A 26,196-nucleotide genomic window follows, 5' to 3' on the forward strand; every position below is an offset into this window, starting at 1 on the left:
CCGGAAAGGATTCCCGTGCTCGCCTCCCTTCTCTTCGCGGTGCTCGCGGCCGGTCAGCTGGCGCTCGCCGGCCGGTGCGCGTTTCGGTTCCGGGCCACCGCCGACCGGCTGTTTCTCGTACCCGCGCTGGTGTGCGCCGCGTTGGCCTATGACAACGCGGTACTCGCGGCGGGTCGCTGGATCGGTGCCGGGGCGACGCTGGAGAACTGGTCGGTGCCGCGCTTCGTCGCCCATATCGTGCTCACTCCGCTGTTGATGCCGTGGGCGTGCGCCGCCGCGGCCCGCGCCGGGGTGGAGTGGGCGCGGAGCCGGTGGGTCCGGGCCGTGGTGGCGGCGGGGACGGCGGCGGTGATCGTGCTGGGGGTGGCGGGCGAGCTGACTCCGCTCACGCTGGAACCGCGGGAGTGGGCGGGTACCGTGCGCTACACCACCGCGCACGCGTCGGTCGCCGGGCTGCTGCCGCCGGTGATGACGGTGGTGGTCGTGCTGGTGGCGGCCGCGGCGGTATGGCGGGTGCGTGGGTACCGGCTCTGGACCGTGACCACCGTGATCATGACCGTGGTCTCGGCGGCCATGCCGCCCATGTTGCTCACCAACTGCGCCGAACTGGTGTTCACCGCGGGCGTTGTCGCGGCCGCGGTATGGCTGGCGGAGCAGTCCCGGTCCGGCGCGGACGCACTCCGCTGAACGAATTTCCGGTCCTGCGATGAATTCCGGGTCCGCGGCGCGTCCTGTGTGATGTTCATACCGGCCGGAGCGAATCGACCCGGCCGGACCCGGTACGGACGTACCCGCAGCAAAGGAGAATCGGATGGCGGACGGTAAAGACCTCGCACTGTCGCATATCGGTGTGCTGGTCGGCGATCAGCAAGAGGCCCTCGAGTTCTATCGGGACGTGATCGGCCTCGAGGTCCGCGCGGATCTGCCGCTGGGCCCGCTGCGCTGGGTCACCGTGGGGCCGGCCGGACAGCCCGGTATCGAGTTCATTCTGGAGACCCCATCCATGGTGCCCGACCCCGAGCAGAGCGCCGAGGCGCAGCGCCGGTTGGCCGCGGGTGCGCACGGCACACTGATCTTCGTCACGGATTCGGTGGACCAAACCTTCGCCCGGCTGCGCGACGCCGGGGTGCGGGTCACCCAGGAACCCGCCGATCAGGTCTACGGGGTGCGCGATTGTGGTTTCGCCGACCCCTGGGGCAACTTCCTGCGTTTCTCCCAGCCGCTGGGCTGAGCGGTAGGAGGCGGTCACCTGTGCCGATAGCCGGTTTCTGCGGCGTCCGGCGCACACAGCCGGGCGCGGCCGTGTGCGTCGTCACAGCTACCGGCACGGTGGCCGTCCATACTGCTGATCATGGGCGATGCGCAGACCGCTGAAGGAAACGACGCGACCCTGCCGCTGCGCGAGGACATCCGGTTCCTCGGCGGCGTGCTCGGTGACACCATTCGCGATCACGAGGGTCCCGAGGTTTTCGACCTCGTGGAACGGGTGCGGGTGGAAGCGTTCCGGGTCCGGCGGGAGGAGGTGGAGCGCAGCGCGGTCGGCGAAATGCTGGCCGGTGTCGACATCACGGTGGCGCTACCGCTGATCCGGGCATTCAGCTATTTCGTGCTGCTGGCGAATCTCGCCGAGGACATCCAGCGCGACCGCCGCCGCGCCGCGCACGAGGCGGCCGGAGAAGCACCGCAGGATTCCTCCCTGGCCGCGACCTACCGCAAACTGGACGCGGCGGCGGTGCCGGGCGAGCGGGTGGCCGAACTGCTCGCCGACGCGCTGGTCTCCCCGGTGATCACCGCCCACCCCACCGAGACCCGGCGTCGGACCGTATTCGATACCCAGACCCGGGTCACCGAGTTGATGCGCCGGCGGCAGCGCGCCCCCGAATCCGAACGAGCACAGCTCGAGCTCGAGATCCGGCGGCAGGTGCTCACCCTGTGGCGGACGGCGCTGATCAGGCTGTCGCGGCTGCGTATCCAGGACGAGATCGCCGTCGGACTGCGGTACTACGAACTCACCTTGTTCGATGTCATCCCCGCGATCAACGCGAGCGTGCGCACGGCGCTGGGGTCGCGCTGGCCCGAACAGCGGTTGCTGGCGAAACCCATGCTGCGGCCCGGTTCGTGGATCGGCGGGGACCGGGACGGTAACCCCTATGTCACCGCGGACGTGGTGCGTACGGCGGCTGCACAGGCCGCGGGTGTCGCGTTCGCGCGCTACCTGCGCGAACTGGTGCAGTTGGAGAAGACGCTGGCGCTCTCGGCGCGGCTGGTCCCGGTGACCCCGGAACTGCGCGAACTCGCCGACCGCGGTTATCCGGACCCGACGACCTACGCCGACGAACCGTACCGTCGCGCCCTGTACGGCATCCGGGTCCGGCTCACCGCGACCGCGCGGCGCGCCGTCGCCGCGTTGGCTCCCGAGTCGGCGGGTCCCTGGGAGTTCGAATCATCGGGCGCCGGCGAGCGCGCCGGCGGCACCCCCTACGCCACACCCCGGGAGTTGCTCGACGACCTCGGCACGGTCGACGCCTCGCTGCGCGCCGGCGGGGACGCACTGCTCGCCGACGACCGCCTCGCGTCGCTGCGCTGTGCGGTGGAAACCTTCGGGTTCCATCTCCAGGGCCTGGATATGCGCCAGAATTCCGAAACCCATGAACAGGTCGTCGCCGAACTGCTGGCCTGGGCGGGCGTACATCCGGATTATCCGAGCCTGCCCGAGCCCGAGCGGGTCGAGCTGCTCACCCGGGAACTGCGGACCCGCCGGCCGCTGCTGGGGCCGCGGGCCCGGATCGGCGAGCAGGCTGCCAAAGAGCTGGGAGTCGTGCGCGCGGGCGCTGCGGTGGTCGCCACGCTGGGCCCGGACGCGGTCCCCAACTACATCATTTCGATGTGTACCTCGGTCAGTGATCTGCTCGAAGCCGCCCTGCTGCTCAAGGAGGGCGGGTTGCTGGACCCGGGGGACGCGGACAGTGGGCCCTCCTGCCCGGCCGGGATCGTGCCGCTGTTCGAAACCATCGAGGATCTCGCGGCCGGTGCGTCGACACTGGCGGCGGCCCTGCGGGTGCCGGAGTACCACGAGCTGGTGGCGGCGCGCGGAATGCGCCAGGAGGTGATGCTGGGTTACTCCGATTCGAACAAGGACGGGGGATACCTGGCCGCCAACTGGGCGCTGTACCGGGCGGAACTGGACCTGGTGGAGCTGGCGCGCGAACACGGGATCCGGCTGCGGCTCTTCCACGGCCGCGGTGGCACGGTCGGGCGCGGCGGCGGCCGCAGTTACGACGCGATCCTCGCGCAGCCCGCCGGCGCGGTGCGGGGTTCCCTGCGGCTGACCGAACAGGGGGAGGTCATCGCGGCGAAGTACGCCGAACGCGGTTCGGCGCACCGCAATCTCGAATCGCTCATCGCCGGCACCCTCGAATCGACGCTGCTCGATGTCGAGGGCCTGGGCGCCGACGCCGAACCCTCCTACGCGCTCATGGACGAACTCGCGGCCCGGGCCCGCGCCGCCTACGCGCGGCTGGTGCACGAGACCCCCGGCTTCGTGGAGTATTTCCGGCAGTCGACCCCGGTCGCCGAAGTGGGCGACCTCAATATCGGCAGCCGTCCGGCCTCCCGTAAACCCACGAATTCGGTCTCGGATCTGCGGGCCATCCCGTGGGTGATGTCCTGGAGCCAGGCGCGGGTGATGCTGCCCGGCTGGTACGGCACCGGGACGGCGCTCGAGGAGTGGATCGACGGCGATCCCGACCGGCTCGCCCGGCTCTCGGACCTGTACCGGCGCTGGCCGTTCTTCCGCACCGTGCTGTCCAACCTGGCGCAGGTGATGGCCAAGAGCGATCTCGCCATCGCCGCGCGGTACGCCGAGTTGGTCGACGATGTCGAGTTGCGCGAGCGCATCTTCGGGATGATCGAACGCGAGCATGCCCGCACGGTCGCCGTGCACGCCGCCATCACCGGCAACGATCATCTCCTGGCCGACAATCCGTCGCTGGCGGAGTCCATCCGCAACCGGTTCCCGTACCTGGAACCGCTGAACCAGATGCAGGTCGAACTGCTGCGCCGGTTACGCGCCGGCGACGATTCCGAACTGGTGAAACGCGGCATCCTGCTCACGATGAACGGTTTGGCCACGGCGCTGCGCAACTCGGGCTGATGCGGGTCCGCCGGCCGGGTGGCGGACCCGTTCGTCTCGGATCGGGCTCGGCGTCTCCCGCGGCGGCGCCGGTAGTCGTACCGTCGGCTGTATGACGACCTGGAGTGAATTCACCGCCGAGGCGCCGCGGATCAGCGAGATCTTCCGTCGTCGCCACGCCGCGACCAGCAATCTGTGCATGCTCGCCACCCTGCGTTCGGACGGTTACCCCCGGATCAGCCCGGTGGAACCGCTCATCTTCGAGGAGAAGCTGGTCATCGTCGGGATGCCGGGCACCACCAAATTCCGGGATCTCGCGCGCGATCCGCGCTTCTGCCTGCACACCGCGACCGAGGACACCATGGTCGCCGACGGGGACGCCAAACTGTTCGGCCTGGTGATCGACGATCCGGATACCGCGCTGCACGCCCGTTTCGCCGAGTACCTGTACGAGGACAGCGGTCTGGACCTGCGGAACCAGCCGTTCGAGCATTTCTTCGTGGCCGATCTGACCTCGGCGTCGTCGGTCGAGGTCGGCGACGACCTGCTGCGGGTGACCATCTGGAAACCAGGCGAGGGCGAGCGCGTGGTCGAGAAACGGTAGCTCGCCCACGGCGTCACGGCACGCCCGCCAGCCGCAGCGCGGCCGTTGTCGCGGCCGCGGCTCCCAGCGCCGCGGGCAGCGGTGTCCGGAACCGGTAGCACACCCCGGCGACCAGGACCCCGGCCGGGCGCGCGAAACCGGCCACGGCGCCGTCCTCGGTCAGGGCGGTGGTGCACACGAGGGCGGCGAGCACGACGACCGACGCGTTCTCGAGGAACGCGGTGGTCCGGTCGGAGACAGTGATCCGGGACCCGAGTGCGGGTCCGGCGAGACGGAAGGCGAACGTTCCGGCCGCCAGTGCGAGGGCGGCGCCCATCAGGTATCCGAGGTCGTTCACCGCGACCCCCGTCGTGGGATCGTGAGCGCGGCGGCCGCGGCGGCCAGCAGAACCGGCAGGCCCGGCGGCAGCAGCGGGGTCGTGAACAGCGCCAGAACGCCTCCGGCGAGAGCGCCGCGCCGGACCGCTGGCTCGTGCAGTGCGGGCATGATCAGGCCCAGCAATACCGCCGGGAACACCGCGTCCACCCCGAAGACACCGGGATCGGGCACCGCGGTGCCGAGTAGCCCGCCCAGCAGCGTCCCGCCGGGCCAGACCATCAGGATGCCGGCTCCGCAGGCCAGATAGGCCGCCCGGCCGTGCTCGGTCGTGCGCTGGGCCAGCGCCACCGCCACGGTCTCGTCATTGAGCAGATGGGCGCGGCGCAGACCGCGCAGCCCGGTGCCGAGAACCGCGGGAACCGCGAGGCCGTAGCCGATATGGCGAGCGTTGATCAGCAGGCCCGCGACCAGCGCGGCCCACGGGCTGCCGCCGGCGGCGACGATGCCGAGGAACAAGAACTCCGATCCGGCGGCCAGAACGAGCACCCCGAGTGCGACGGGGAACCACAGTGGGAAACCGGCCGCGACGGCCGTGGCCCCGTAGGACATCCCGGCCACGGTGACCGCGAGGCAGAGCGCGGTGATCAGTGACCGGGTCGGCGGATCGACCGTTCGCCATAACGAACGCATGACTACCATGGTGAACATGGATTCTGTCGTTCGTCAAACCGAACAAGGTAATGCCGAACCGAACGATCGGCCGGCCGGTCACTCCGGCGGCGGTCCCGGCCGCACCCCGCAGCAGGTGATCGCCGCGTCCCTGCGCCGGGAACGCCTGCGCGCGGAACTGTCGCTGACCGAGGTGGCCCGGCGGGCCGGTATCGCGAAATCGACCCTTTCGCAGCTCGAATCGGGCAGCGGAAACCCCAGCCTGGAGACCCTCTGGGCACTGTGCCTGGCGCTGGAGGTGCCGTTCTCGCGTCTGCTCGACCCCCCGCGGCCGCAGACCCGGGTGATCCGGGCCGCGGAGGGGCCGGAGGTGTTCTCGGCCGAGGCCGATTACCGGGCCACCCTGCTGGCGGTCGGCCCGGCGGGGGTGCGCCGCGATATCTATCGCATCGCCGCCGAGCCGGGGCAGCGCCGGGCCTCGCAGCCGCACCTTCCCGGGACCGTCGAACATGTCCTGCTCGGTGCGGGTCGCGCGCTCGTCGGGACGGCCGGCGAACTCGTGGAACTCACCCCGGGCGACTACATCGCCTATCCGGCCGATGTGCCACACGTGTTCGAAGCGCTCGTGCCCGCGACGGTGGCCACACTGATCTCCGAATATCCCTGATGCGCCGGGCCGGTGCCAGTCCGGACGGTCGTCACTGCCCGGTGAACCGAGGCGTGCGCCGCTCCAGCATGGCGGCGACGGCTTCGTCGTGATCGGCGGTGTGGTGGGCGACGGCCTGCATCGCCGCGGAGAGTTCCAGCAGCGTTTCCAGGCTCTGCTGCCGGCCCTCGCGTAACAGCCGTTTGGTCATCCGCAGCGCGTGCGGTGGATTGACCGCGATCTCGGCCGCGAGCCGGTGGGCGGTCTCGAGTAGCCGGTCGGGTTCGACGACCTCGTTGACCATTCCCCACTCGAACGCGGTGGCGGCATCGATGGTGGCTCCGGTGAACGCCAGCTGGCTGGCACGGGCCATCCCCACTGCGCGCGGCAGCAGCCAGGCGCCGCCGTCGCCGGGAATGAGGCCCAGGCGGACGAAGCTCTCCGCGAAGGTGGCGGTGGTGGCGGCGATCCGCATATCGCACATGAGGGCGAGGTCGCAGCCGGCGCCGATGGCCGGGCCGTTCACCGCCGCGATGGTGGGGATCTCGCAGTGGTACAGCGCCTTGGGGATGCGCTGGATACCGTGCCGATAGCCCTGGCGCAGCTCGGCCGGGGCGCCGCCGAACATGCCGGCCTTGTCCCGCATGTGTTTGATATTGCCGCCGGCGCTGAACGCTGTTCCCGCTCCGGTGAGGATCGCCACCCGGATCGAATGGTCGCGGTCGGCGGCCCGGACCGCGTTCTCCAGGGCCTCGATCGTCGCCTCGTCGGAGATCGGGTTGCGCTGCTCGGGATTGTCGATGGTCCAGACGACGACGTCGCCGGTGCGCTCCACGCGCACGGGTGCGGTCACGGTAACTCCTCGGGCCACGGTGCTGCGGTCATCGGCAACAATGCCCGATCGCTTCGGGCGGGGCGAGTGCGAGGTGTGCCGCGGCGCGGCGGCCGGGGCCGCCGCGGGCGATTCGGCGTCGCCCACGGGCGCCTTGTGGAGCGAGGGGGCGGGGCGCTGTTTGCGCTCGTGTGCCAGTCGCGCGGTCAGGCCCACGAGGGTGCGTGTCCGTGATTCGAGCCGGGCGAGTGCCGCGCCGAGCTCGCCGTCCGGAACCGCGGCGAGGTCGCAGCAGAGCAGTACGTCGACGGCCTCCTCCAAGGCGTCGAGCCGGTCCCGCAACCTGCCGTTCGAACACATGTTCTAATGCTAGCCGATCGGCGGACCCGTGATTTATCGGAACAGAGCGCGATCGGCACCTCGCCCCGTTCGGCGAACTCGGCCCCGTGCGGGTCCGGGCGCGGCCGCGGAGCCCGCCTCCTGTCGGACGAGGAACTCTCCGCCCGGCAGTGGTCGTTGACCGCGGTGGACCCCCGCCTCCGAGCGCGACGCATCCGGCAGGGTTCGGATCGGCCTACGGTGGTAGTCGCCCATTCGCGGGTCGTCGCACCGCGCCCGACGGCTGGTAGAAGGTCTGCGGGGACCGGTTTGTGAATGAGCTTGCATGGTCGTGCATAATCATGACATGGCTGATCTCACGGATATGCCCGACCGGAACGGACCCCTGCGCGTGGCCGTCGCCGGTGCCAGTGGTTACGCGGGCGGGGAAGTGCTGCGTCTGTTGCTGGGGCATCCGGAGTACCGAGCCGGGCGCCTCGAGATCGGGGCGCTGACCGCCGGTAACAACGCGGGCACCGCGCTGGGCGCACTGCAGCCACAGCTGCTGCCGCTCGCGGACCGGATCCTCGCCCCGACCACGGCCACCGAGCTCGCCGGCCACGACATCGTGTTCCTCGGCCTGCCGCACGGGCAGTCGGCGGCCTTGGCGGCCGAACTGCCCGAATCCACGGTGATCATCGACTGCGGTGCCGATTTCCGGCTCACCGACCCGGCCGCCTGGGACCGCTACTACGGCGGCCCCCATGCGGGGAGCTGGCCCTACGGCCTGCCGGAGCTGCCGGGGGCGCGGGAATCGCTGCGGGGCGCCACCCGTATCGCGGTCCCCGGCTGCTATCCGACGGTCAGCAGTCTGGCGCTGGCCCCCGCGGTCGCCGCGGGCATCGTCGAGCCGACGGTGCACGTCGTCGCCGTCAGCGGCACCTCCGGAGCGGGCCGCAAACTCGATGTCGGCCTGCTCGGGTCCGAGGTCATGGGGTCGGCACGGGCCTACGGCGTGGCCGGTGCGCACCGGCACACCCCCGAGATCACCCAGAATCTGTCGGCGGTCGCCGGTGCTCCGGTCCGGGTGTCGTTCACCCCGGTGCTCGCGCCCATGCCGCGCGGAATCCTCGCCACCTGCACCGCGCCGGTGCGGGTGGACGCGGCCGAGGCGCGCGCCGTCTACGAGAAGGCCTATGCGGACGAGCCCTTCGTGCACCTGCTGCCCGAGGGCGTCCTGCCCCAGACCGGTTCGGTGCTGGGCGCGAATTCCGTCACGCTGCAGGTCGCGGTCGACACCGACGCCGGACTGCTGGTGGTGATCGGTGCGATCGACAATCTGACCAAGGGCACCGCCGGCGGCGCGGTGCAGTCCATGAACCTCGCGCTCGGCTTCGACGAAACCGCCGGGCTGTCCACCGTAGGAGTGGCACCGTGACCACCGACAAGAACGGAAATCTCGTGCACAACCAGGGTGTCACCGCACCGCTGGGCTTCCGGGCCGCCGGGATCGCCGCCGGTCTCAAGGCCAAGGGCGGTCCGGATCTCGCGCTCGTCTTCAACGAGGGCCCCGACTACGCGGCGGCCGGCGTGTTCACCACCAACAAGGTGAAGGCCGCACCGGTGCTGTGGTCGCAGCAGGTCCTGAAGGCCGGACGGCTGCGGGCGGTGATCCTGAACTCCGGCGGCGCCAACGCCTGCACCGGAGCGGAGGGTTTCCAGGACACGCACCGCACCGCCGAGGAACTCGCTGCCGCCCTGAGCAACTGGGGTACCGAGACCGGGGCCGGTGAGATCGCGGTGTGCTCCACCGGCCTCATCGGCGACCGGCTGCCGATGGACAAACTGCTGCCCGCGGTCACCGAGATAGTGCACGAGATGGGCGGTGGGATGTCCGGCGGCACCGATGCCGCGCACGCCATCATGACCACCGACACCGTGCCCAAGGAAGCGTCCCTGCACCATCCGGACAAGTGGAATGTGGGCGGGATGGCCAAGGGGGCGGGCATGCTGGCCCCCGGCCTGGCGACCATGCTGGTGGTGCTGACCACCGATGCCGTGGCGAGTGCCGAACAACTCGACACCGCGCTGCGGCGGGCCACCCGGCTCACCTTCGACCGTCTCGACGTGGACGGTGCCATGTCCACCAACGACACGGTCCTGCTGCTGGCCAACGGCGCCAGTGAGGTCACCCCCACCCAGGACGAACTGGACGCGGCCGTCCTCACGGTCTGCGACGACCTGGCCGGTCAGCTGATGGCCGACGCCGAAGGGGTCACCAAGCGGGTGCTGGTCACAGTCGAGGGGGCGAGCACCGAGGACGACGCGCTCGTCGCGGCCCGGGTCATCGCCCGGGACAGCCTGGTCAAAACCGCCATGTTCGGTTCCGACCCGAACTGGGGGCGGGTGCTGGCCGCGGTGGGCACCGCGCCCATCGAACTGGACCCGGACCTGATCTCGGTGTCGTTCAACGGCTTCCCGGTCTGCGTCGACGGGACGGGCGCGCCCGGCGCGCGTGAGGTCGACCTGTCCGGCGCGGATATCCATGTGGTCGTCGACCTGCGCCTGGGCGACGGGACCGCCACGGTCCGCACCACCGACCTGTCCCACGGCTACGTCGAAGAGAACTCGGCCTACAGCTCATGACCGACGCGTTGCACGAACTGTCCGCGCTGGACAAAGCCCATATCCTCGCCGGTGCGCTGCCCTGGCTGCAGAAATTCCGCGACAAGATCGTGGTGGTGAAATACGGCGGCAATGCCATGATCGACGAGGGCCTCAAACGTGCCTTCGCCGCCGATATGGCCTTCCTGCGCACCGTCGGCGTGCACCCGGTGGTGGTACACGGGGGCGGACCGCAGATCTCGGCCATGCTGGAACGCCTCGGTCTCACCGGGGAGTTCCGCGGCGGCTTCCGGGTCACCACACCCGAGGTGATGGAGGTGGTGCGGATGGTGCTGTTCGGTCAGGTCGGCCGGGAGCTGGTCGGGTTGATCAACGCGCACGGGCCCTACGCCGTCGGAATCTCCGGTGAGGATGCCCGGCTCTTCACCGCCACCCGCCGCACGGTGTTCGTCGACGGCCAGGCCACCGATATCGGCCTGGTCGGCGATGTCACCGACGTACACCCGGATTCGGTGCTCGACCTCATCCGCGCGGGCCGGATCCCGGTGGTGTCCACCATCGCCCCCGACGCCGACGGCGTGGTGCACAACATCAATGCCGATACCGCGGCCGCCGCGCTGGCCGAAGGGATCGGCGCCGAGAAACTGGTGGTACTCACCGACGTCGAGGGCCTGTACACGAATTGGCCCGACCGCTCCTCGCTGACCAGCGTGATCGACACCGACGCGCTGGCCGACCTGCTGCCGTCGCTGGACGCGGGAATGGTGCCCAAAATGGAGGCGTGCCTGCGCGCGGTCCGCGGTGGCGTATCGAGCGCGCACGTCATCGACGGTCGCGTACCCCATTCGGTACTGCTGGAACTTTTCACCGGGGAGGGCATCGGGACCATGGTCACACCGCCGGCGAACGAGGAAAACGGAGTCAGAGCATGAACACTGCGGAACTGCGGCAACGTTGGTCGAACGTGATGATGCGCAACTACCCCACGCCGGAGGTCGTGCTGACCCGGGGTACCGGCGCGGTGGTGTACGACGCGGACGGCAACCGCTACGTCGATTTCGTCGGCGGGATCGCGGTCAACAGCCTCGGCCACGCGCATCACGCCATCCTCAACGCGGTGATGGACCAGCTCGGCACGCTCGGTCACGTCTCGAATCTGTACGGCAGCGAACCGGTGATCGAGCTCGCCGAGCGGCTGCTCGGGCACTTCGGCGACGGTGACGGCCGTGCCTTCTTCTGCAACTCCGGTACCGAGGCCAACGAGGCGGCCTTCAAACTGGCCCGGCTCACCGGCCGGCGCAAGATCATCGCCTGTGACGAGGCGTTCCACGGCCGCACCATGGGCGCGCTCGCACTCACCGGTCAGCCGTCCAAACGTGCGCCGTTCGAACCCATGCCGCCCGGGGTGGTGCACATCCCCTACGGCGACGCCCGGATCCTGGAGCGCGCGGTCGACTCCGATACGGCCGCGGTCTTCCTCGAGCCGATGCTCGGTGAGAGCGGCGTGGTCGTGCCGCCCATGGACTATCTCGTGCGCGCCCGGGAGATCACCGCGCGGGCCGGGGCACTGCTGATCCTGGACGAGGTGCAGACCGGTATCGGCCGCACCGGCAAGATGTTCGCGCACCAGTCGTTCGGTATCACCCCCGATGTCATCACCCTGGCCAAAGGCCTGGGCGCCGGTCTGCCGATCGGGGCGGTCCTGGCCACCGGGCCGGCGGCCGAACTGTTCACCCCCGGAATGCACGGCACCACCTTCGGTGGTAACCCGGTCTGCGCGGCCGCGGCACTTGCCGTACTGCGCACGCTCGAGGACGACGGGCTGCTCGAACACGTCGAATCGGTGGGTAAACGGCTCAGTGACGGGATCGCGGTGCTCGAGCATCCGCTGATCGCCGATGTGCGAGGGGCCGGCCTGCTGATCGGGATCGGGCTCACCGCCCCGGTGGCGCCCCGGGTGGAGGCCCGCGCGCGGGCCGCCGGTTATCTGGTGAACCCGGCCAAACCCGATGTGATCCGGTTGGCGCCGCCGCTGGTGCTCACCGAAACCCAGGCCGACAACCTCGTGCTGGATCTGCCGGGGATCCTCGACGAGGTGCTGGCCGAAACGAAAGGACCGCGCGGATGACCGCCTCTCTACAACCGGCCACCGCTGTCCGTCATTTCCTACGTGACGACGATCTGACCCCCGCCGAACAGGCCGAGGTGCTGGCCCTGGCCGCCGAACTGAAGAAGAGCCCGTTCGCGCACCGGCCGCTGGAGGGACCGCGCGGTGTCGGGGTGATCTTCGACAAGAACTCCACCCGCACCCGGTTCTCCTTCGAGCTGGGTATCGCCCAGCTCGGCGGGCACGCGATCGTGGTGGACGGACAGACGACCCAGCTGGGGCGTGACGAAACCCTGGCCGATACCGGGCGGGTGCTGTCGCGTTATGTCGAGGCCGTCGTCTGGCGCACCTTCGGCCAGCACCGGCTCGAGGAGATGGCGTCCACCGCCACGGTGCCGGTGGTCAATGCCCTGTCCGACGAATTCCATCCCTGTCAGGTGCTGGCCGATCTGCTCACCATCACCGAGCACAAGGGTGGGCTGCGCGGTCTGCGGCTGGCCTACTTCGGTGACGGCGCCAACAATATGTCGCATTCGCTGCTGCTGGGCGGGATCACCGCCGGACTGCACGTCCGCATCGCCGCCCCCGCGGGTTTCCTGCCCGCGCCCGAGGTGGTCGAAGCCGCCGAGGCCCGCGCCGCCGACACCGGCGGCAGCATCGTCATCACCGAGGATCCGCTGATCGCGGCCGACGGCGCCGATGTGCTGGTCACCGACACCTGGACCTCCATGGGGCAGGAGAGCGACGGCCTGGACCGCGTCGGCCCGTTCCGGCCGTACCAGGTGAACACCGAGTTGCTGTCCCGGGCCGGTGCCGACGCCATCGTGCTGCACTGCCTGCCCGCCCACCGGGGCGAGGAGATCACCGACGAGGTCCTCGATGGGCCGCAGAGCGTGGTCTGGGACGAGGCGGAGAACCGGCTGCACGCGCAGAAGGCGCTACTGGTGTGGCTGCTGGCACGCGAGGACGCGCGACGACGATGAGCGAGGCCCGGATACATCCGGCGGGACCGGTCACCGCCGCCACCCGCGCCGGCCGGCAGTCGCGGATCATCGCGCTGTTGGCCGCGCACCCGGTGCGCAGTCAGACCGAACTCGCCGCTCTGCTCGCGGCGGAGGGAATCGAGACCACCCAGGCGACGCTGTCGCGTGATCTGGACGAACTGGGCGCGGTGAAGCTCCGGGCCGCCGACGGCGGCGCCGGGGTGTACGTGGTGCCGGAGGACGGCAGTCCGGTGCGCGGGGTCACCGGCGGTACGGACCGACTGGCCAAATTGCTCGGTGATCTGCTGGTCTCCACCGATTCCAGCGGTAACATCGCGGTCCTGCGCACTCCGCCGGGCGCCGCCCATTTCCTGGCCAGTGCCCTGGACCGGGCCTCGCTGCCCTATATCGTCGGCACGATCGCCGGAGACGACACCATCGCGGTGATCGCGCGCGAGCCGCTCACCGGCGCCGAACTGGCCGCGAAAATCGAGAATCTCGCTTGATTCCGCGGCCGTGACCCGCGGTCGGGTCAGTACCTGGGTCCGCCGGCCCGCACGGAGGTCCGATACGACAGCCACCGCCCGGTGGCGGGTGCGGCGGCACAGCCGAATGCGAGCGCCGACAGCAGCAGCAGCGGACCGGTGAGCGCCAGGACCGCCGGTTCGCTCGTGGCGACGGCGGCCACCGTCGCGCCGATCGCCGTCAGCACGCCGATCACCGAGCTCACCAGCGTGAGCACGCGACCCGACCGTCTGCCCGTGAGCAACAGCAGCCCGCCGCTCACCCAGAGCAGGGAAACGACTCCGATGAACAGGAGCGCGAGCACCGAGTAGCCGAGCTCCGCGCGCCCGGCGGGATCGGCGTCCACGGTCATTCGCGCGGTCTCCACCAGCCCCACACAGAAGACGAACACCGGGATGACCGCGACGAGCAGAGTGGCCACACCGGCGGTGACGGCGGTCCAGCGGGACGGTCGCGGCCCGGGCGCCGGAGGTCGCGGCCACGACCGGGCGTCCGGTGGCCGCGGGTCGGCCACCGATGGCCTGTCGGCGACCGGTGGCCGCGGATCGGTCGCCACCCGCTGCGGCGCCGGAAACGGTTGCGGCCGGGAAGCGTGACCCACGCGGACTTCCGGTGGGGTGGGCGCGGCCACCGGCCGCGCGACCGGCACGGGTGTCACCGGGGTCGCCGGCGGTGCCGCGATATGGCGGCCCTCCAGAGCGTCGCGTACCGCGGTGACGAACTGACCGCAGTCGCGGAAACGGTCCTCGCGCTGTTTGGCCATCGCGCGGGCCACCAGCGGGTCGACGGTGGCGGGCAGATCCGGGCGGCTGGCGGTGAGCCGTGGCGGTGGTTGCGAGATATGCCCCATCACCACCTGGCCGGGGTTCGTGGAGGCGTACGGGGGCCGGCCGGCGAGAACCGCGAACAGGGTGCAGGCCAGCGAGTACTGATCGGAGCGGTGATCGACCACCGCACCGGAGAGCTGCTCCGGGGAACCGTAGGCGAGGGTGGCGGTGAACGCGCCGGTGGCGGTCAGTCTCGTATTGGCGTCGGTGAGCCGCGCGATACCGAAATCGGTCAGCACCGAATGGGATTCACGCAGCGATTCGGCATCGGCGATGAGGATGTTGGCCGGTTTCACATCGCGGTGCAGCACACCCCGGCTGTGCGCGTAGTCGAGTGCCGCCGCGGTCTCGCCGAGCAGGCGGACCGCGGTCGCGGGCGGGTGCGCGCGGGCGTCCCAGCTCGCCGCGTCGGTGCCCCGGATGTACTGCATGGCGATCCACAGGTGCCCGTCGTCTGTTCCACGGTCGAACACCCCGACGATTCCCGGATGCTCCAGCCGGGCGACGACATCGGCCTCGAGTTCGAATCGGCGGGTGAGTTCGGTATCGGTGCTCACCTCGCGATTCAGCAGTTTCAAGGCGACACGGCGCGGGAGCCGCGGATGGCGGGCGAGGTACACCGTCCCCATACCGCCCTGTCCCAGCACCCCTTCGATCCGGTATCCGGCGAAGGTCGCGCCCACCCCCAGCACCGCCGCTCCTCCCACATTCATCGGAATGCCGTGACGCTACCGCATTTCCGATGCGGCCTTCCCGGCGCCGGACTTCTGGGGTCTATCGCCCTGCCGCATTGCCGAGCGAGGCCGGTTGATTCGCTACTATCGACGGACCTGATCGACACCTACGCGCCATCGGATCCCGTCCGCGAGGCGGTCGTATCGTCGTTCCTGCCGAGTTGAGCGAGGGTGTGGTTGTGCGGGGTAAGTGGTTCGGTAAGCGTGTAGCAGAGCCACTGGCCAACAAGGTCATTCCCGACACGGCCCGGGCGGCCGAGACCCCTATCCGGCAGGCCGGACACACGGCGGAGGCGGCAGGAACGACGATCCCCGGCAGCGATCGCGAGCAAGTACCCCGGATCGAGCGGTCCGGTGGGGCAGTACCACCCCCGGCGGTGGGCGACGCTGCCGCCCGTGAGGAGCGGTCGGCCGAATTCTCGCCGACCATGTCAGGACAGCAGATACGTGAGACTTTGGCCGGGCTTCTGGGTGATCGCGGTGCCGCCGATATCGCTGCGCTGCCGGTGAATCACGGACTGCGAATCGCGGGCAAGGACGGGGTTCGTCTGGTCTACACACCGGGGGTCGCAGGCAGCGGAGTGACGGTTAGCGGGCGGGTCGAGGAGATCCGAGTACCAGAGGGCGGGATATTGGAATGCCACTTCGGCGGGGCCGAGATCGGTGAATTCGCATTCAACCGGCCCGCAGACGGGTCGGCTTCCTCATGGTCGGCCAGGTTCCTCGGGGACCGCAAACAGATCGGCTCCACGGCCGAGCGGTTACCCGCGGATCTCACCGAGGTGGCGCCGGGATTCGACACCGATCAGGTCCGTTCGACGGTGGCCGACGCGGTGACGCGGATGTCGAAGGACAAGTTGGCGCGCCGCGGCGGCGCGCTGGACGTCGAAGCCGGAGGCGATCAACTCACAGTCCGAGCGTCCGCCGGGGTCATGCCTTTGGAGATGACCTCACCCAATTGGATCCTGCTCCAGACCACCCTTACCCGCACCGACGGTTCCTGACCGAACGGCGCCGCCAGGTCACTACTCCAGACAGACGCACCGGCTTCGGGTTTCTGGAGGACTGTCTCGATCCGATCGAGAAGCTGCGAAATCGAAAATATGAGCAGGTGCCGTTCGCGCGGGGCGACGAACAGCAGGATGTCACCGCTGCTGCGCCGTGGATCGGTGATCAGCTGACGGGCGACACGGTATGCGCCGGGCTCAGTGGTTGTTCACCAGCTCCTGCAGGAGCGGGGTGGCCATCTCGATGCCCCATTTTCCGATGGTCAGGGCGGCGTTGCCGAGATTGACGACGAAGAAACCGATCGTCTCGTAATTGTCCTGCGCCCACTGCTGCAACATCTGCACGGTCTCTCCTCCTCTGCCTGTCGAGCGCCGATAGGTGTGATCAGCGTCTCATACGGCGGGTGGGCGGGGAAGGGGTGAGCGACGATCGCAACCATTTCCGGGCACGGTATACCCCCAGGTAGAGGGCGTTGCCACCCCGATTATGAATGAGATTGCACCATCGTGCATAATCATTTGTAGCGGCGGCGCGCACCGATCCGGCAACGGGCCAGCATACTGCTGGGAAGACCGCGGGCTCGCGCACGCAGACCACGAACATCATCCGCACCATCGAAAGCATCGAGGAGCACCAGAACATGTCCGATCGCGTCGTACTCGCCTACTCCGGTGGGCTGGACACCTCCGTGGCCATCAGCTGGATCGGCAAGGAGACCGGCGCCGAGGTCGTGGCCGTGGCCATCGACCTGGGGCAGGGTGGCGAGGATATGAACGTGGTGCGCCAGCGCGCGCTCGACTGCGGTGCCGTCGAGGCGGTCGTGGTGGACGCGCGGGACGAGTTCGCCGACGAGTACTGCCTGCCCACCATTCAGGCCAACGCGCTCTACCAGGGTGAATACCCCCTGGTCTCGGCCATCAGCCGCCCGCTCATCGTCAAGCATCTGGTGGAGGCCGCCAAGTTCCACGGCGCCGACACCGTGGCGCACGGCTGCACCGGTAAGGGCAATGATCAGGTCCGCTTCGAGGTCGGCATCGGCGCCCTCGCCCCCGACCTGAACGTGATCGCCCCGGTCCGCGACTACGCCTGGACCCGGGAGAAGGCCATCGCCTTCGCCGAGGAGAACAAACTCCCGATCAACGTCACCAAGAAGTCGCCGTTCTCCATCGACCAGAATGTCTGGGGCCGCGCGGTCGAGACCGGGTTCCTCGAGGATCTCTGGAACGCCCCCACCAAGGACGTCTACGACTACACCACCGACCCGACCGTCAACTTCGAAGCGCCCGACGAACTCATCGTCACCTTCGAACGCGGTGTCCCGGTCGCCATCGACGGCCGGCAGGTCAGCGTGCTCGAGGCGATCACCGAACTGAACAGCCGCGCGGGCCGGCAGGGCGTGGGCCGGCTCGATATGGTCGAGGACCGGCTCGTCGGTATCAAGAGCCGCGAGATCTACGAGGCGCCCGGCGCCATCGCGCTGATCACCGCGCACCGCGCGCTCGAGAACGTGACCCTGGAGCGCGAGCTCGGCCGGTACAAGCGGCAGGTCGAGCAGCGCTGGGGCGAGCTGGCCTACGACGGCCTGTGGTTCTCGCCGTTGAAGCGGGCGCTGGACGCCTTCGTCACCGACACCCAGCAGCATGTCTCCGGTGATATCCGGATGGTGCTGCACGCCGGGAACGTCACGATCAACGGCCGGCGCAGCGACCAGTCGCTCTACGACTTCAACCTGGCCACCTACGACGAGGGCGACAGCTTCGACCAGTCGCTGGCCAAGGGTTTCGTGCAGATCCACGGCCTGTCCTCGAAGGTCGCGGCCAAGCGGGACCTGAACCAGAAGTAACGCGCAGCCGATACGGCCGACCGAGACGTGGGAGAGGTAGTGGGCACCAACGAAGGCGCGCTGTGGGGTGGGCGGTTCGCCGCCGGCCCCGCCGAGGCGATGGCGGCGCTGAGCAAATCGACCCAGTTCGACTGGGTGCTGGCGCCCTACGACATCCGCGCATCCAAGGCGCACGCCCGGGTGCTGAACAAGGCCGGGCTCCTGTCGGAGAGCGATCTGAGCGCCATGCTCGCCGGCCTGGACCGGCTCGCCGCCGATGTGGAGTCCGGCGCCTTCACGCCCGCGGAATCCGACGAGGACGTGCACGGCGCGCTCGAGCGTGGCCTCATCGACCGGGTCGGCGCGGAGCTCGGCGGGCGGTTGCGCGCCGGGCGGTCGCGCAACGATCAGGTCGCCACACTGTTCCGGATGTGGCTGCGCGACGCGGTACGGCGGATCGCGGCCGGGCTGGTGACGGTGGTGGACGCCCTCGCCGACCAAGCCGCGGCGCATCCGGACGCGGTGATGCCGGGTAAAACCCATCTCCAGGCGGCGCAGCCGGTGTTGCTGGCCCACCATCTGCTCGCCCACGCGCATCCGCTGCTGCGCGATATCGACCGGCTGTGGGATTTCGACAAGCGGGCCGCCGTCTCCCCGTACGGGTCCGGTGCGCTCGCAGGGTCCTCGCTGGGCCTCGACCCCGAGGCCATCGCGGCCGAACTCGATTTCACCGCCGCGGCCGCGAATTCCATCGATGCCACCTCGGCGCGGGATTTCGCGGCCGAGGCCGCCTTCGTCCTGGCGATGATCGGGGTGGACCTCAGCCGGATGGCCGAGGAGATCATTCTGTGGAGCACCCCGGAATTCGGCTACATCACCCTGGCCGACGCCTGGTCGACCGGTTCGTCGATCATGCCGCAGAAGAAGAACCCGGACGTCTCCGAACTCACCCGCGGTAAAGCGGGCCGGCTGATCGGCAACCTCACCGGGCTCCTCGCCACCCTGAAGGCCCAGCCGCTGGCCTACAACCGGGATCTGCAGGAGGACAAGGAACCCCTGTTCGACTCGGTGGCGCAGCTGGAACTGCTGCTACCGGCCATCGCCGGACTGGTCTCCACCCTCACCTTCCACACCGACCGGATGGCCGAGCTGGCGCCCGCCGGCTTCACCCTGGCGACCGATATCGCCGAATGGATGGTCCGGCACGGGGTGCCGTTCCGGGTCGCGCACGAGGCGGCGGGCGCCTGTGTGCGGACCGCCGAGGCGCGCGGGGTCGGACTGGACGAGCTGACCGACGAAGAGTTCGCGGCGATCGATCCGGCGCTCACCCCGCGGGTGCGCGAGGTGCTGACCGTGGCCGGCTCGGTCGCGTCGCGTAACGCGCGTGGCGGGACGGCGGGGGGGCGGGTCGCCGAACAGCTCGGCGAGGTCCGTGCGGCCGCCGAACAGATCCGGAGCCAGCTGGGCTGAATCCACGTCCGACCGAACGGCCGGCCGGGGAACCGGGCCCGGCGCACCGGCCAGCCGTTCGGTCGGTGCGTCCCGCCCGCTCTGGTCGGCTCCCACACTTGCGCCGATGCGTTGAGCGAAGCCATCCTCGACGGCTCACGGCTCACGGCTCACGGCTCACGGCTCACGGCTCACGGCTCACGGCGAAGGATCTAATTACTCGGATATGCGCATTCAGCTATGAGACCGACTCGGGGCGGCCGACCGCAGTTCCCGGTCGCAAACGCTGCCCGATCGGCGAGCACCACGTTCGAGGCCGGCGGTATCCGGTCCGCCGTGTGCCGGACGACCTCCCGGCCGCGCGATGAGACGGCGTGCAAAGGGGCGCGATAACATCCGGTTGCTGTCGGCCGATCAAGTCGGCATGGAGTTCATACTTGTCGCACTCGCGGTGGCCTATCTGGCCGTTTCCGATTTTCTCGGCAGTATCGCGCAGGCGCTGGGTTCGGCCGGGATGTAGAAACCATGATGTCGCCGACGACCTCCGGTGCCGTACCGGCGGCGGCCTCAGGCCGGCACCTGCGGCCCGGCGGCGGCGATCTCCAGTACTCCGGCGAGCCAGGGACTGAACCCCTCCGGGTCTTCCCGCAGCCGGGCGCGCAACTCGTCCGGGCGCACCCAGCGGTAGTCGGCGACCTCGGCCGGATCCGGCTCCGGGCGCGCGTCGTCGAGCACGCCCACCAGTACGTGATCCCATTCGTCCTCGACGAACCCGGTGCGCGGATCACCTGCCCGGTAGCTGTAGACACCGACCTCGGTCAGCGGTACGCGCAGACCCATCTCTTCGACCAGCCGTACGCCGGCCGCCTCGATGACGGGAACGCCGGGGGCGGGATGGCCGCAACACGTATTCGACCAGCGTGCCGGAAACCGTGTCTTTCCGGGCGCCCGCTGTTGCAGCAGCGTCCGGCCGGCGGTGTCGAAGATCAGCACCGAGAACGCCCGATGCGGGCGGCCGGGCGCGCGATGGGCCTCGGCCACCGGGCACGACCCGACCGTCTTGCCGGTGGAGTCGACCAGTTCGACGGGCAGGGTTTCCCGGTCGGTGGTGGCGGGTGGCAGGGTCGGGTCGGTCACGATCCTCACCCTATCGGCGCGGGCGCGGGGTTCCGCCGAGGTGGCGGGTACATGATGTAGATGTCACAACGGACCTCACGGGTACGGGGTGCGATATGGCAGGCTTTGTGCATACCGCAGGGTTTGTGAGGTATGCCACGCCACAGGTAGGGCTGGGAGCGGAACGTGAAGTTGAGTGTGCGAGGTCTGGCGGGTACGGCACGGCGGGTGATGTCCACCGCACAGAACGGGCTCGAGGTGATCCGCTTCGGCGGATTGGGCAGGGATACCGAGTCCTCACCGTTCGAGATCGCCGAGCGGCGGCCCATGTATCGCTTGCGCCACTACTTTCCCGCCACCCCCACCGGCGGCCCGGTGGTGCTGTTCGTACCGCCGCTCATGGTCAATGCCGATATCTGGGACGTCAACGGCGACGACGGCGCGGTCGGCATTCTGCACCGCAGCGGTATCGACTGCTGGGTCATCGATTTCGGTTCCCCGTCGGTGGAGGAGGGCGGCTGGAAGCGGGACCTCGCCGACCATGTGCTCGCCGTGAACACCGCGATCGATACGGTCTGCGCCGCGACGGGCCGCGATGTGCATCTGATGGGGTATTCGCAGGGCGGTATGTTCGCCTACCAGACCGCGGCCTTCCGGGCGAGCAAGGGGATCGCGAGCATCGTCACCTTCGGCAGTCCCGTCGATATCGTGGCCGGGATGCCGCTGGGCGTGCCGCATGCCGCGGTATCGGATCTGGTGGATTTCGCCGCCGACCATGTGGTGCCGCGGCTGCCGATCACCGACCGGATGGTGCGGATCGGATTCCAGCTCCTCGATCCGGTCAAGACCGCCAAGGCGCGGATCGATTTCCTGCGCCAGCTGCACGACCGCGAAGCGCTGCTGCCGAAGGAACGGCAGCGGCGCTTCCTCACCAACGAGGGCTGGATCGGCTACGCCGGGCCCGCCGCGGCCGACCTGCTCAAACAGTTCGTCGTGCACAACCGCATGATGCTGGGCGGTTTCGTCATCCGGGACCAGCCGATCTCGCTGGCCGACCTGAAATGCCCGATCCTGGCCTTCCTCGGTGAGGTCGACGAGATCGGCCAGCCCGCCGCGGTGCGCGGTATCGTGCGGGCCGCACCGCGGGCCGAGGTATACGAGTCGACGGTGGTCTCGGGCCATTTCGGTCTCGTCGCGGGATCGGTCGCCACCAGGTGCACCTGGCCCCAGGTGCGCGACTGGGTCGGCTGGGTGGAGGGCGGTGATCCGCTGCCGGAAGGGATCGTGCCGATGACCGATCACGTCGCGGAGGGAGCGCCGAGTACCGCGGTGCGCCGCGCGGTGCACACCGCGGCGGCCCTGGTCGAGGTCGGCGCCGAGGTGAGCCGCACGCTCGAATATCTGGCCGCCAATACACTGCGCGGATCGGTGGGCGTGGTCGAGGGCGCCGCGCGCACGCTGCCCAGGTTGACCCGGCTCGGCACGATCGAATCGACGACCCGGATCTCCATCGGCCGGCTGCTGGCCGAACAGGCCCGCCGGTCACCGCGCGGCGAATGCTTCCTCTTCGACGACCGGGTGCACACCAATGCCGCGGTCGATATCCGGATCGATAATGTGGTGCGCGGCCTGATCTCGGTCGGGATCCGGCCCGCGACCCGGGTCGGGGTGGTGATGGAGACCCGGCCCAGCGCGCTGGTGACCCTGGCGGCGTTGTCGCGGCTCGGTGCCGTCGCGGTGCTCATGGCGCCCGAGAGCGATCTGACCACCGCCCTCGCGCAGACCGGGACATCGGTGCTGGTTTCGGACCCGGAGAACGTGCGCCATGCCGTCGCCACCGGAGCCCGGGTGTTCGTCCTCGGCGGCGGCGATGCCCGCGGCCTGGCGGTGCCCGCGGGTACCGATGTCGTGGATCTCGAACAGGTCGATCCCGAGCAGGTCCGGGTGCCGGGCTGGTACCGGCCCAACCCGGGACGCGCACGGGAACTGGCGTTCATCCTGGTCGCCGGGGTCGGTGACCGGCTGGATATCAAGTACATCACCAACCACCGGTGGGCGCTGTCGGCGTTCGGCACCGCTTCGGCGGCCGATCTCGATCACAAGGACACGGTGTACTGCCTGGCACCGCTGCACCATTCCTCCGGGCTGCTGGTGAGCCTGGGCGGAGCCATCGCCGGCGGGAGCCGGATCGCGCTCGCCCGTTCCCTGGATCCGGGTCGCTTCGCCGAAGAAGTCCACCGCTACGGGGTCACGGTCGTGACGTACACGTGGACGATGCTGCGCGATATTCTCGACGCCGAGGTCTTCCCGGAGGGGCACGCGCATCCGATACGGCTGTTCATCGGCTCCGGAATGCCCGCCGGGCTGTGGCGTCGCACCGTCGAACAGTTCGCGCCCGCCCGGGTGCTCGAGTTCTACGCCTCCATCGAGGGCGATGTGGTGCTGGCGAATGTGCCCGGTGTGAAATTCGGCTGCAAGGGCCGTCCGGTGCCCGGAACGGCACGGGTGGAACTGGTCGCCTACGACCCGGTCTCCGGCACGGTCCAGGTCGACGACAACGGGTACGCCCGCCGCTGCGCCGACAACGAGGTCGGTCTGCTGATCGGCTCGGCCGGGGCGAGCGTGGACCTGTCGCTGGGTGGATTGCGCGGAGTCTTCGAACCGGAGGACTCCTGGCTGCCCACCGAGAACCTGTTCCGGCGCGACAGCGACGGCGACTACTGGCTGGTCGACCGGATCGACACCGTGATCCGGACCCGGCGCGGCCCGGTGTTCACCCAGCCCATCGTGGATGTGCTCAACGATATCGCCGCCGTCGATATGGAGGTGGCCTACGCGCTGCCCGTGCGCGACCGGGTGCTCGCCGTCGCCGCGGTGAGCGTACGACCGGGATTCCGGCTGGAATCCGGCGATATCACCGATGCCCTGCGCGCGCTGGCGCCCGACCAACGCCCGGATGTCGTGTACGTCGTCGACGATATCCCGCGCAGTCCGTCGTTCCGGCCCTCGGCGCACGCGGTCGCGGCGGCGGGTGGCCCGCGGCCCGGCCCGCTCACCTGGTGGTACGAACCGGAATCGGAAACCTACGAAGCGCTCACCGAGGCCGATCCCGCGAAATTGTGATCCTTGCCCGCCGGGTCCGGTTCAGCACCGGTACGCGGTGACCGCGTCGAGCACCCGGTGGATCTGGTCCCGGGTGAGCATGGGCCACAGCGGCAACCGCACGATACTCGCCGCGAACCGGGCGCTGCGGGTGCACGGGTGGGGCGTCCGGCCGTATTTGAGGCCCGCGGCGCTGGAGTCGAGTGGCACGTAGTGGAACGGCGCCACGATCCCGCGCTCGGCGAGATGCCGGATGAGGCCGTCGCGGACCTCCTCGGTCGGCATACGCAGGTAGAAGAGATGCGCGGTATGGCGCCGGTCCGGCGGCACCGACATCGTGGTCACCCCCTGCCCGGCCGCCCAGGAACCGAGCCCGGCCGCGTAGGTGTGCCACACCCGGTGCCGGGCGCGCTGAATGGTGTGGAATTCGGCGAGCTGCGCGTCGAGCACGGCGGCATTGAGTTCACTCGGCAGATAACTGGACCCGATGTCCTGCCAGGAGTACTTGTCCACCTGGCCGCGCAGGAAACGGGCCCGATCGGTGCCCTTCTCCCGGATGATCTCGGCGCGGCCCATCAGGATGTCGTCGGAGAGCAGCAGCGCGCCGCCCTCACCGCAGTGCACGTTCTTGGTGTCGTGGAAACTCTGGGTGCCCAGCGTGCCCAGGGTGCCGAGTGCTCGGCCCCGCCAGGTTCCGCCGAGTCCGTGGGCGTTGTCCTCGATCAGCGCCAGACCGTGCCGGTCGGCGAGGTGTTGCAGCGCGGCCATATCGGCGGCCACACCGCCGTAGTGCATGACCACGATCGCCTTGGTGTGGTCGGTGATCGCCGCCGCGGCGGCCTGCGGGTCGATATTGCCGGTGGTGCTGTCGATATCGACGAAAACACAGGTGGCACCGTGCACCGCGAACGCCGCGGCAGTGGAGGTGAACGCGAAACTCGGGACGATCACCTCGTCGCCGGGCCCCAATTCGAGCAGCAGCGCGGCCAGTTCCAGCGCGTGGGTGCACGAGGTGGTCAGCAGCACGTGGCGGGCCCCGGTGATCTCGGCGAGCTTCGCGGTGGCCGCGGCGGTGAACGGGCCGTCACCGTGACAGTGGTCGGAATCGAGTACGGCGGTCACATTGGACAGTTCCGCCGCCGACCGATAGGGCCGGCTGAAGATGATCCGCTCGGTCACCTCGCCGCCGCCTCGGCGGGCCGCCGCCCCGCCGCGGCCGTCGGCTTCTCCGGTGGCCGCGGCGTCGGCGATTCCACCGTCAGGTACAGCGGTTTGCCGACCAGGATGTGCAGGACCACCCCGAGATATTCGGCGATCAGGCCGAGTGAGAACAGCACCGCGCCCGAGCACAGCAGCAGCACCACGATGATGGAGGCCCAGCCTTCCGGGTCCGCGCCCTCGCCGGTCAGCGCCGTGTAGACGATCACGCCGGCCAGCGCCGCGCCGGCCAGCGCCAGCGTCACCCCGAGCAGGCTCACCAGCCGCAGCCCGCGGGTTCCGGTGCACAGCACCATCTTCCAGAACAGGGAGAACAGCCTCCGGTAGTTGTACCCGGATTCGGCCCGGCCCTCGGTGCGCAACAACACGGGGACCGTCGCGGTCCGGCCCACGACCCAGGTCAGTGCGACATCGAGATAGGCGCCGTTGGCCGCGACCTCGGCGAGCCGGCGACCGATATCGCCGCGGATCAGCCGGAAACTCTCGAACCGGGTGGAGGCGGGGAAGGCGAAAAGCGTGGCCAGCACCAGTTTCGCGCCGCGCGAGGTGAGGTTGCGCAGCGGACCGTGCGGGCGGGTGTTGGTGGGCCGCGAGTAGACCAGGTCGGCGCGTTCGCGATACGCCGCGTCCAGGAACGCGGCGATATGGGCCGGGTCGTGCTGTCCGTCCTCGTCCATGGTGACGACCCAGCGACCCCGGGCGGCGGCCAATCCGGCGATGGTGGCCGCGTCCTGTCCGTAGTTGCGGCTCAACCAGACCACGCGCACCTGCCGGTATTCCCGGGCCAGCCGCTGGAGTACGAGATCGGAGCGGTCGGGACCGTGATCGTGCACCAGCACGATCTCGGCGACGCGGAAGACGATCCCGCCGGGTGTCGCGGTGGGCACGGCCAGCCGGTCCAGTTCCCGCACGAGGGCAGCGACGGTCTGTTCGCCGCGGTACACCGGGACCACCACCGAAAGACCGCACACTTCGGGCGAATCGGATTCGAAGCTCCGGGACGGGTAGACGGTTCCGGGTTGTCGGGCCGCGGTGGCGAGATCGGGAACGGAGCGGGCCGCCGGCGGCCGATCGGCGGCCCGGGCGGACGCGAAACTGGGAGAAAACGGCATTGGCGAGATCGACTTTCGACGGTGGATAACGCGTGCCGGGTCTCGATGA

At 69.6% G+C, this 26,196-nt stretch carries 23 protein-coding genes; 15 read left to right on the forward strand and 8 right to left on the reverse strand.

Translation table 11 applies throughout. The features are described from left to right. From ON38_RS09175 to ON38_RS09190, 4 genes are all read left to right on the forward strand, one after another. Positions 1-687: hypothetical protein (locus ON38_RS09175; RefSeq protein ID WP_218000751.1), on the forward strand; the 687-nt coding region annotated here is incomplete at its 5' end. A gap of 124 nt (positions 688-811) precedes the next feature. Further along, a complete protein-coding gene (locus tag ON38_RS09180; protein WP_039824007.1) occupies positions 812-1,231 on the forward strand; it encodes a VOC family protein in 420 nt (139 codons plus the stop codon). A gap of 120 nt (positions 1,232-1,351) precedes the next feature. Then, positions 1,352-4,153 (forward strand): phosphoenolpyruvate carboxylase, encoded by a 2,802-nt coding sequence (ppc, locus tag ON38_RS09185; protein WP_039824009.1) that lies wholly within the window; start codon positions 1,352-1,354, stop codon positions 4,151-4,153. Between the two features lie 91 nt (positions 4,154-4,244). Further along, on the forward strand, positions 4,245-4,736 hold the full coding sequence (locus ON38_RS09190) for a pyridoxamine 5'-phosphate oxidase family protein (RefSeq protein WP_039824010.1): 492 nt from the start codon (positions 4,245-4,247) through the stop codon (positions 4,734-4,736). A gap of 13 nt (positions 4,737-4,749) precedes the next feature. On the opposite strand, the gene ON38_RS09195 is transcribed toward ON38_RS09190, so the two are convergent. Together ON38_RS09195 and ON38_RS09200 are read right to left on the reverse strand one after the other, a co-directional pair. Next, positions 4,750-5,073, reverse strand: a complete 324-nt coding sequence (locus ON38_RS09195; protein ID WP_373281202.1) for an AzlD domain-containing protein — start codon at positions 5,071-5,073, stop codon at positions 4,750-4,752. Then, entirely contained in the window at positions 5,070-5,744 is a 675-nt protein-coding gene (locus ON38_RS09200) for an AzlC family ABC transporter permease (protein WP_051164534.1), read from the reverse strand. Before ON38_RS09200 ends, ON38_RS09195 begins: the two co-directional genes overlap by 4 nt. Before the next feature lie 16 nt (positions 5,745-5,760). Between ON38_RS09200 and ON38_RS09205 the strand changes: the two genes are divergently transcribed. Then, a complete protein-coding gene (locus ON38_RS09205) occupies positions 5,761-6,390 on the forward strand; it encodes a helix-turn-helix domain-containing protein (RefSeq protein WP_083872470.1) in 630 nt (209 codons plus the stop codon). Between the two features lie 31 nt (positions 6,391-6,421). On the opposite strand, the gene ON38_RS09210 is transcribed toward ON38_RS09205, so the two are convergent. Further along, positions 6,422-7,222, reverse strand: coding sequence for a crotonase/enoyl-CoA hydratase family protein (locus ON38_RS09210; protein WP_039824043.1), 801 nt, complete (start codon positions 7,220-7,222; stop codon positions 6,422-6,424). 682 nt (positions 7,223-7,904) lie between these two features. On the opposite strand from ON38_RS09210, the gene argC reads away from it, so the two are divergent. The 6 genes from argC to ON38_RS09240 are packed head-to-tail and all read left to right on the forward strand — an operon-like array spanning position 7,905 to position 13,740. Beyond that, complete coding sequence (gene argC / locus ON38_RS09215) at positions 7,905-8,957, forward strand: N-acetyl-gamma-glutamyl-phosphate reductase (protein ID WP_039824044.1); 1,053 nt, start codon at positions 7,905-7,907, stop codon at positions 8,955-8,957. Further along, positions 8,954-10,165 (forward strand): bifunctional glutamate N-acetyltransferase/amino-acid acetyltransferase ArgJ, encoded by a 1,212-nt coding sequence (argJ, locus tag ON38_RS09220; protein WP_039824011.1) that lies wholly within the window; start codon positions 8,954-8,956, stop codon positions 10,163-10,165. The genes argC and argJ overlap by 4 nt, the downstream gene beginning before the upstream one ends. Further along, positions 10,162-11,076, forward strand: a complete 915-nt coding sequence (gene argB / locus ON38_RS09225; protein WP_039824013.1) for an acetylglutamate kinase — start codon at positions 10,162-10,164, stop codon at positions 11,074-11,076. Before argJ ends, argB begins: the two co-directional genes overlap by 4 nt. Then, positions 11,073-12,272 carry an acetylornithine transaminase gene (locus ON38_RS09230; protein ID WP_039824015.1) on the forward strand — a complete coding sequence of 400 codons (1,200 nt, stop codon included), beginning with the start codon at positions 11,073-11,075 and terminating at the stop codon, positions 12,270-12,272. Before argB ends, ON38_RS09230 begins: the two co-directional genes overlap by 4 nt. Further along, positions 12,269-13,234: an ornithine carbamoyltransferase gene (gene argF / locus ON38_RS09235; RefSeq protein ID WP_039824016.1), complete on the forward strand. Its 966-nt coding sequence runs from the start codon at positions 12,269-12,271 to the stop codon at positions 13,232-13,234. Before ON38_RS09230 ends, argF begins: the two co-directional genes overlap by 4 nt. Continuing rightward, positions 13,231-13,740 (forward strand): arginine repressor, encoded by a 510-nt coding sequence (locus ON38_RS09240; protein WP_039824017.1) that lies wholly within the window; start codon positions 13,231-13,233, stop codon positions 13,738-13,740. The genes argF and ON38_RS09240 overlap by 4 nt, the downstream gene beginning before the upstream one ends. Positions 13,741-13,766: 26 nt before the next feature. Here ON38_RS09240 and ON38_RS37015 read toward each other — a convergent pair whose 3' ends face one another. Beyond that, entirely contained in the window at positions 13,767-15,299 is a 1,533-nt protein-coding gene (locus tag ON38_RS37015; RefSeq protein ID WP_051164532.1) for a serine/threonine-protein kinase, read from the reverse strand. Between the two features lie 182 nt (positions 15,300-15,481). On the opposite strand from ON38_RS37015, the gene ON38_RS09250 reads away from it, so the two are divergent. Next, positions 15,482-16,324 (forward strand): hypothetical protein, encoded by an 843-nt coding sequence (locus ON38_RS09250; RefSeq protein WP_218000752.1) that lies wholly within the window; start codon positions 15,482-15,484, stop codon positions 16,322-16,324. Between the two features lie 201 nt (positions 16,325-16,525). Here the strand turns inward: ON38_RS09250 and ON38_RS35915 are convergent, their stop codons facing one another. Beyond that, complete coding sequence (locus tag ON38_RS35915; protein ID WP_157181712.1) at positions 16,526-16,672, reverse strand: hypothetical protein; 147 nt, start codon at positions 16,670-16,672, stop codon at positions 16,526-16,528. 296 nt (positions 16,673-16,968) lie between these two features. Between ON38_RS35915 and ON38_RS09255 the strand changes: the two genes are divergently transcribed. Together ON38_RS09255 and argH are read left to right on the forward strand one after the other, a co-directional pair. Beyond that, positions 16,969-18,171 (forward strand): argininosuccinate synthase, encoded by a 1,203-nt coding sequence (locus tag ON38_RS09255; protein ID WP_039824020.1) that lies wholly within the window; start codon positions 16,969-16,971, stop codon positions 18,169-18,171. A gap of 39 nt (positions 18,172-18,210) precedes the next feature. Beyond that, entirely contained in the window at positions 18,211-19,620 is a 1,410-nt protein-coding gene (gene argH / locus ON38_RS09260; RefSeq protein WP_373281203.1) for an argininosuccinate lyase, read from the forward strand. Between the two features lie 546 nt (positions 19,621-20,166). Here the strand turns inward: argH and idi are convergent. Further along, entirely contained in the window at positions 20,167-20,736 is a 570-nt protein-coding gene (gene idi / locus ON38_RS09265; protein ID WP_245563979.1) for an isopentenyl-diphosphate Delta-isomerase, read from the reverse strand. Positions 20,737-20,901: 165 nt separating this feature from the next. On the opposite strand from idi, the gene ON38_RS09270 reads away from it, so the two are divergent. Further along, entirely contained in the window at positions 20,902-23,838 is a 2,937-nt protein-coding gene (locus ON38_RS09270; RefSeq protein WP_039824023.1) for an AMP-binding protein, read from the forward strand. Between the two features lie 21 nt (positions 23,839-23,859). On the opposite strand, the gene rffA is transcribed toward ON38_RS09270, so the two are convergent. After that, positions 23,860-24,996 (reverse strand): dTDP-4-amino-4,6-dideoxygalactose transaminase, encoded by a 1,137-nt coding sequence (gene rffA, locus ON38_RS09275; RefSeq protein ID WP_039824025.1) that lies wholly within the window; start codon positions 24,994-24,996, stop codon positions 23,860-23,862. Further along, positions 24,993-26,006 carry a glycosyltransferase gene (locus ON38_RS09280; RefSeq protein ID WP_051164535.1) on the reverse strand — a complete coding sequence of 338 codons (1,014 nt, stop codon included), beginning with the start codon at positions 26,004-26,006 and terminating at the stop codon, positions 24,993-24,995. Before ON38_RS09280 ends, rffA begins: the two co-directional genes overlap by 4 nt. Positions 26,007-26,196: the final 190 nt, after the last annotated feature.

It is taken from the genome of Nocardia testacea NBRC 100365 (assembly GCF_000308775.1).
Lineage (GTDB): Bacteria > Actinomycetota > Actinomycetes > Mycobacteriales > Mycobacteriaceae > Nocardia > Nocardia testacea.

Coding starts and splice junctions, on each gene's coding strand:
- argF (WP_039824016.1), top strand. CDS start 12,269: ATGACCGCCTCTCTACAACCGGCCACCGCTGTCCGTCATTTCCTACGT.
- ON38_RS09205 (WP_083872470.1), top strand. CDS start 5,761: ATGGATTCTGTCGTTCGTCAAACCGAACAAGGTAATGCCGAACCGAAC.
- ON38_RS09230 (WP_039824015.1), top strand. CDS start 11,073: ATGAACACTGCGGAACTGCGGCAACGTTGGTCGAACGTGATGATGCGC.
- ON38_RS09255 (WP_039824020.1), top strand. CDS start 16,969: ATGTCCGATCGCGTCGTACTCGCCTACTCCGGTGGGCTGGACACCTCC.
- ON38_RS09200 (WP_051164534.1), bottom strand. CDS start 5,744: ATGCGTTCGTTATGGCGAACGGTCGATCCGCCGACCCGGTCACTGATC.
- ON38_RS09180 (WP_039824007.1), top strand. CDS start 812: ATGGCGGACGGTAAAGACCTCGCACTGTCGCATATCGGTGTGCTGGTC.
- argB (WP_039824013.1), top strand. CDS start 10,162: ATGACCGACGCGTTGCACGAACTGTCCGCGCTGGACAAAGCCCATATC.
- ON38_RS09190 (WP_039824010.1), top strand. CDS start 4,245: ATGACGACCTGGAGTGAATTCACCGCCGAGGCGCCGCGGATCAGCGAG.
- ON38_RS09240 (WP_039824017.1), top strand. CDS start 13,231: ATGAGCGAGGCCCGGATACATCCGGCGGGACCGGTCACCGCCGCCACC.
- argC (WP_039824044.1), top strand. CDS start 7,905: ATGCCCGACCGGAACGGACCCCTGCGCGTGGCCGTCGCCGGTGCCAGT.
- ON38_RS37015 (WP_051164532.1), bottom strand. CDS start 15,299: ATGAATGTGGGAGGAGCGGCGGTGCTGGGGGTGGGCGCGACCTTCGCC.
- ppc (WP_039824009.1), top strand. CDS start 1,352: ATGGGCGATGCGCAGACCGCTGAAGGAAACGACGCGACCCTGCCGCTG.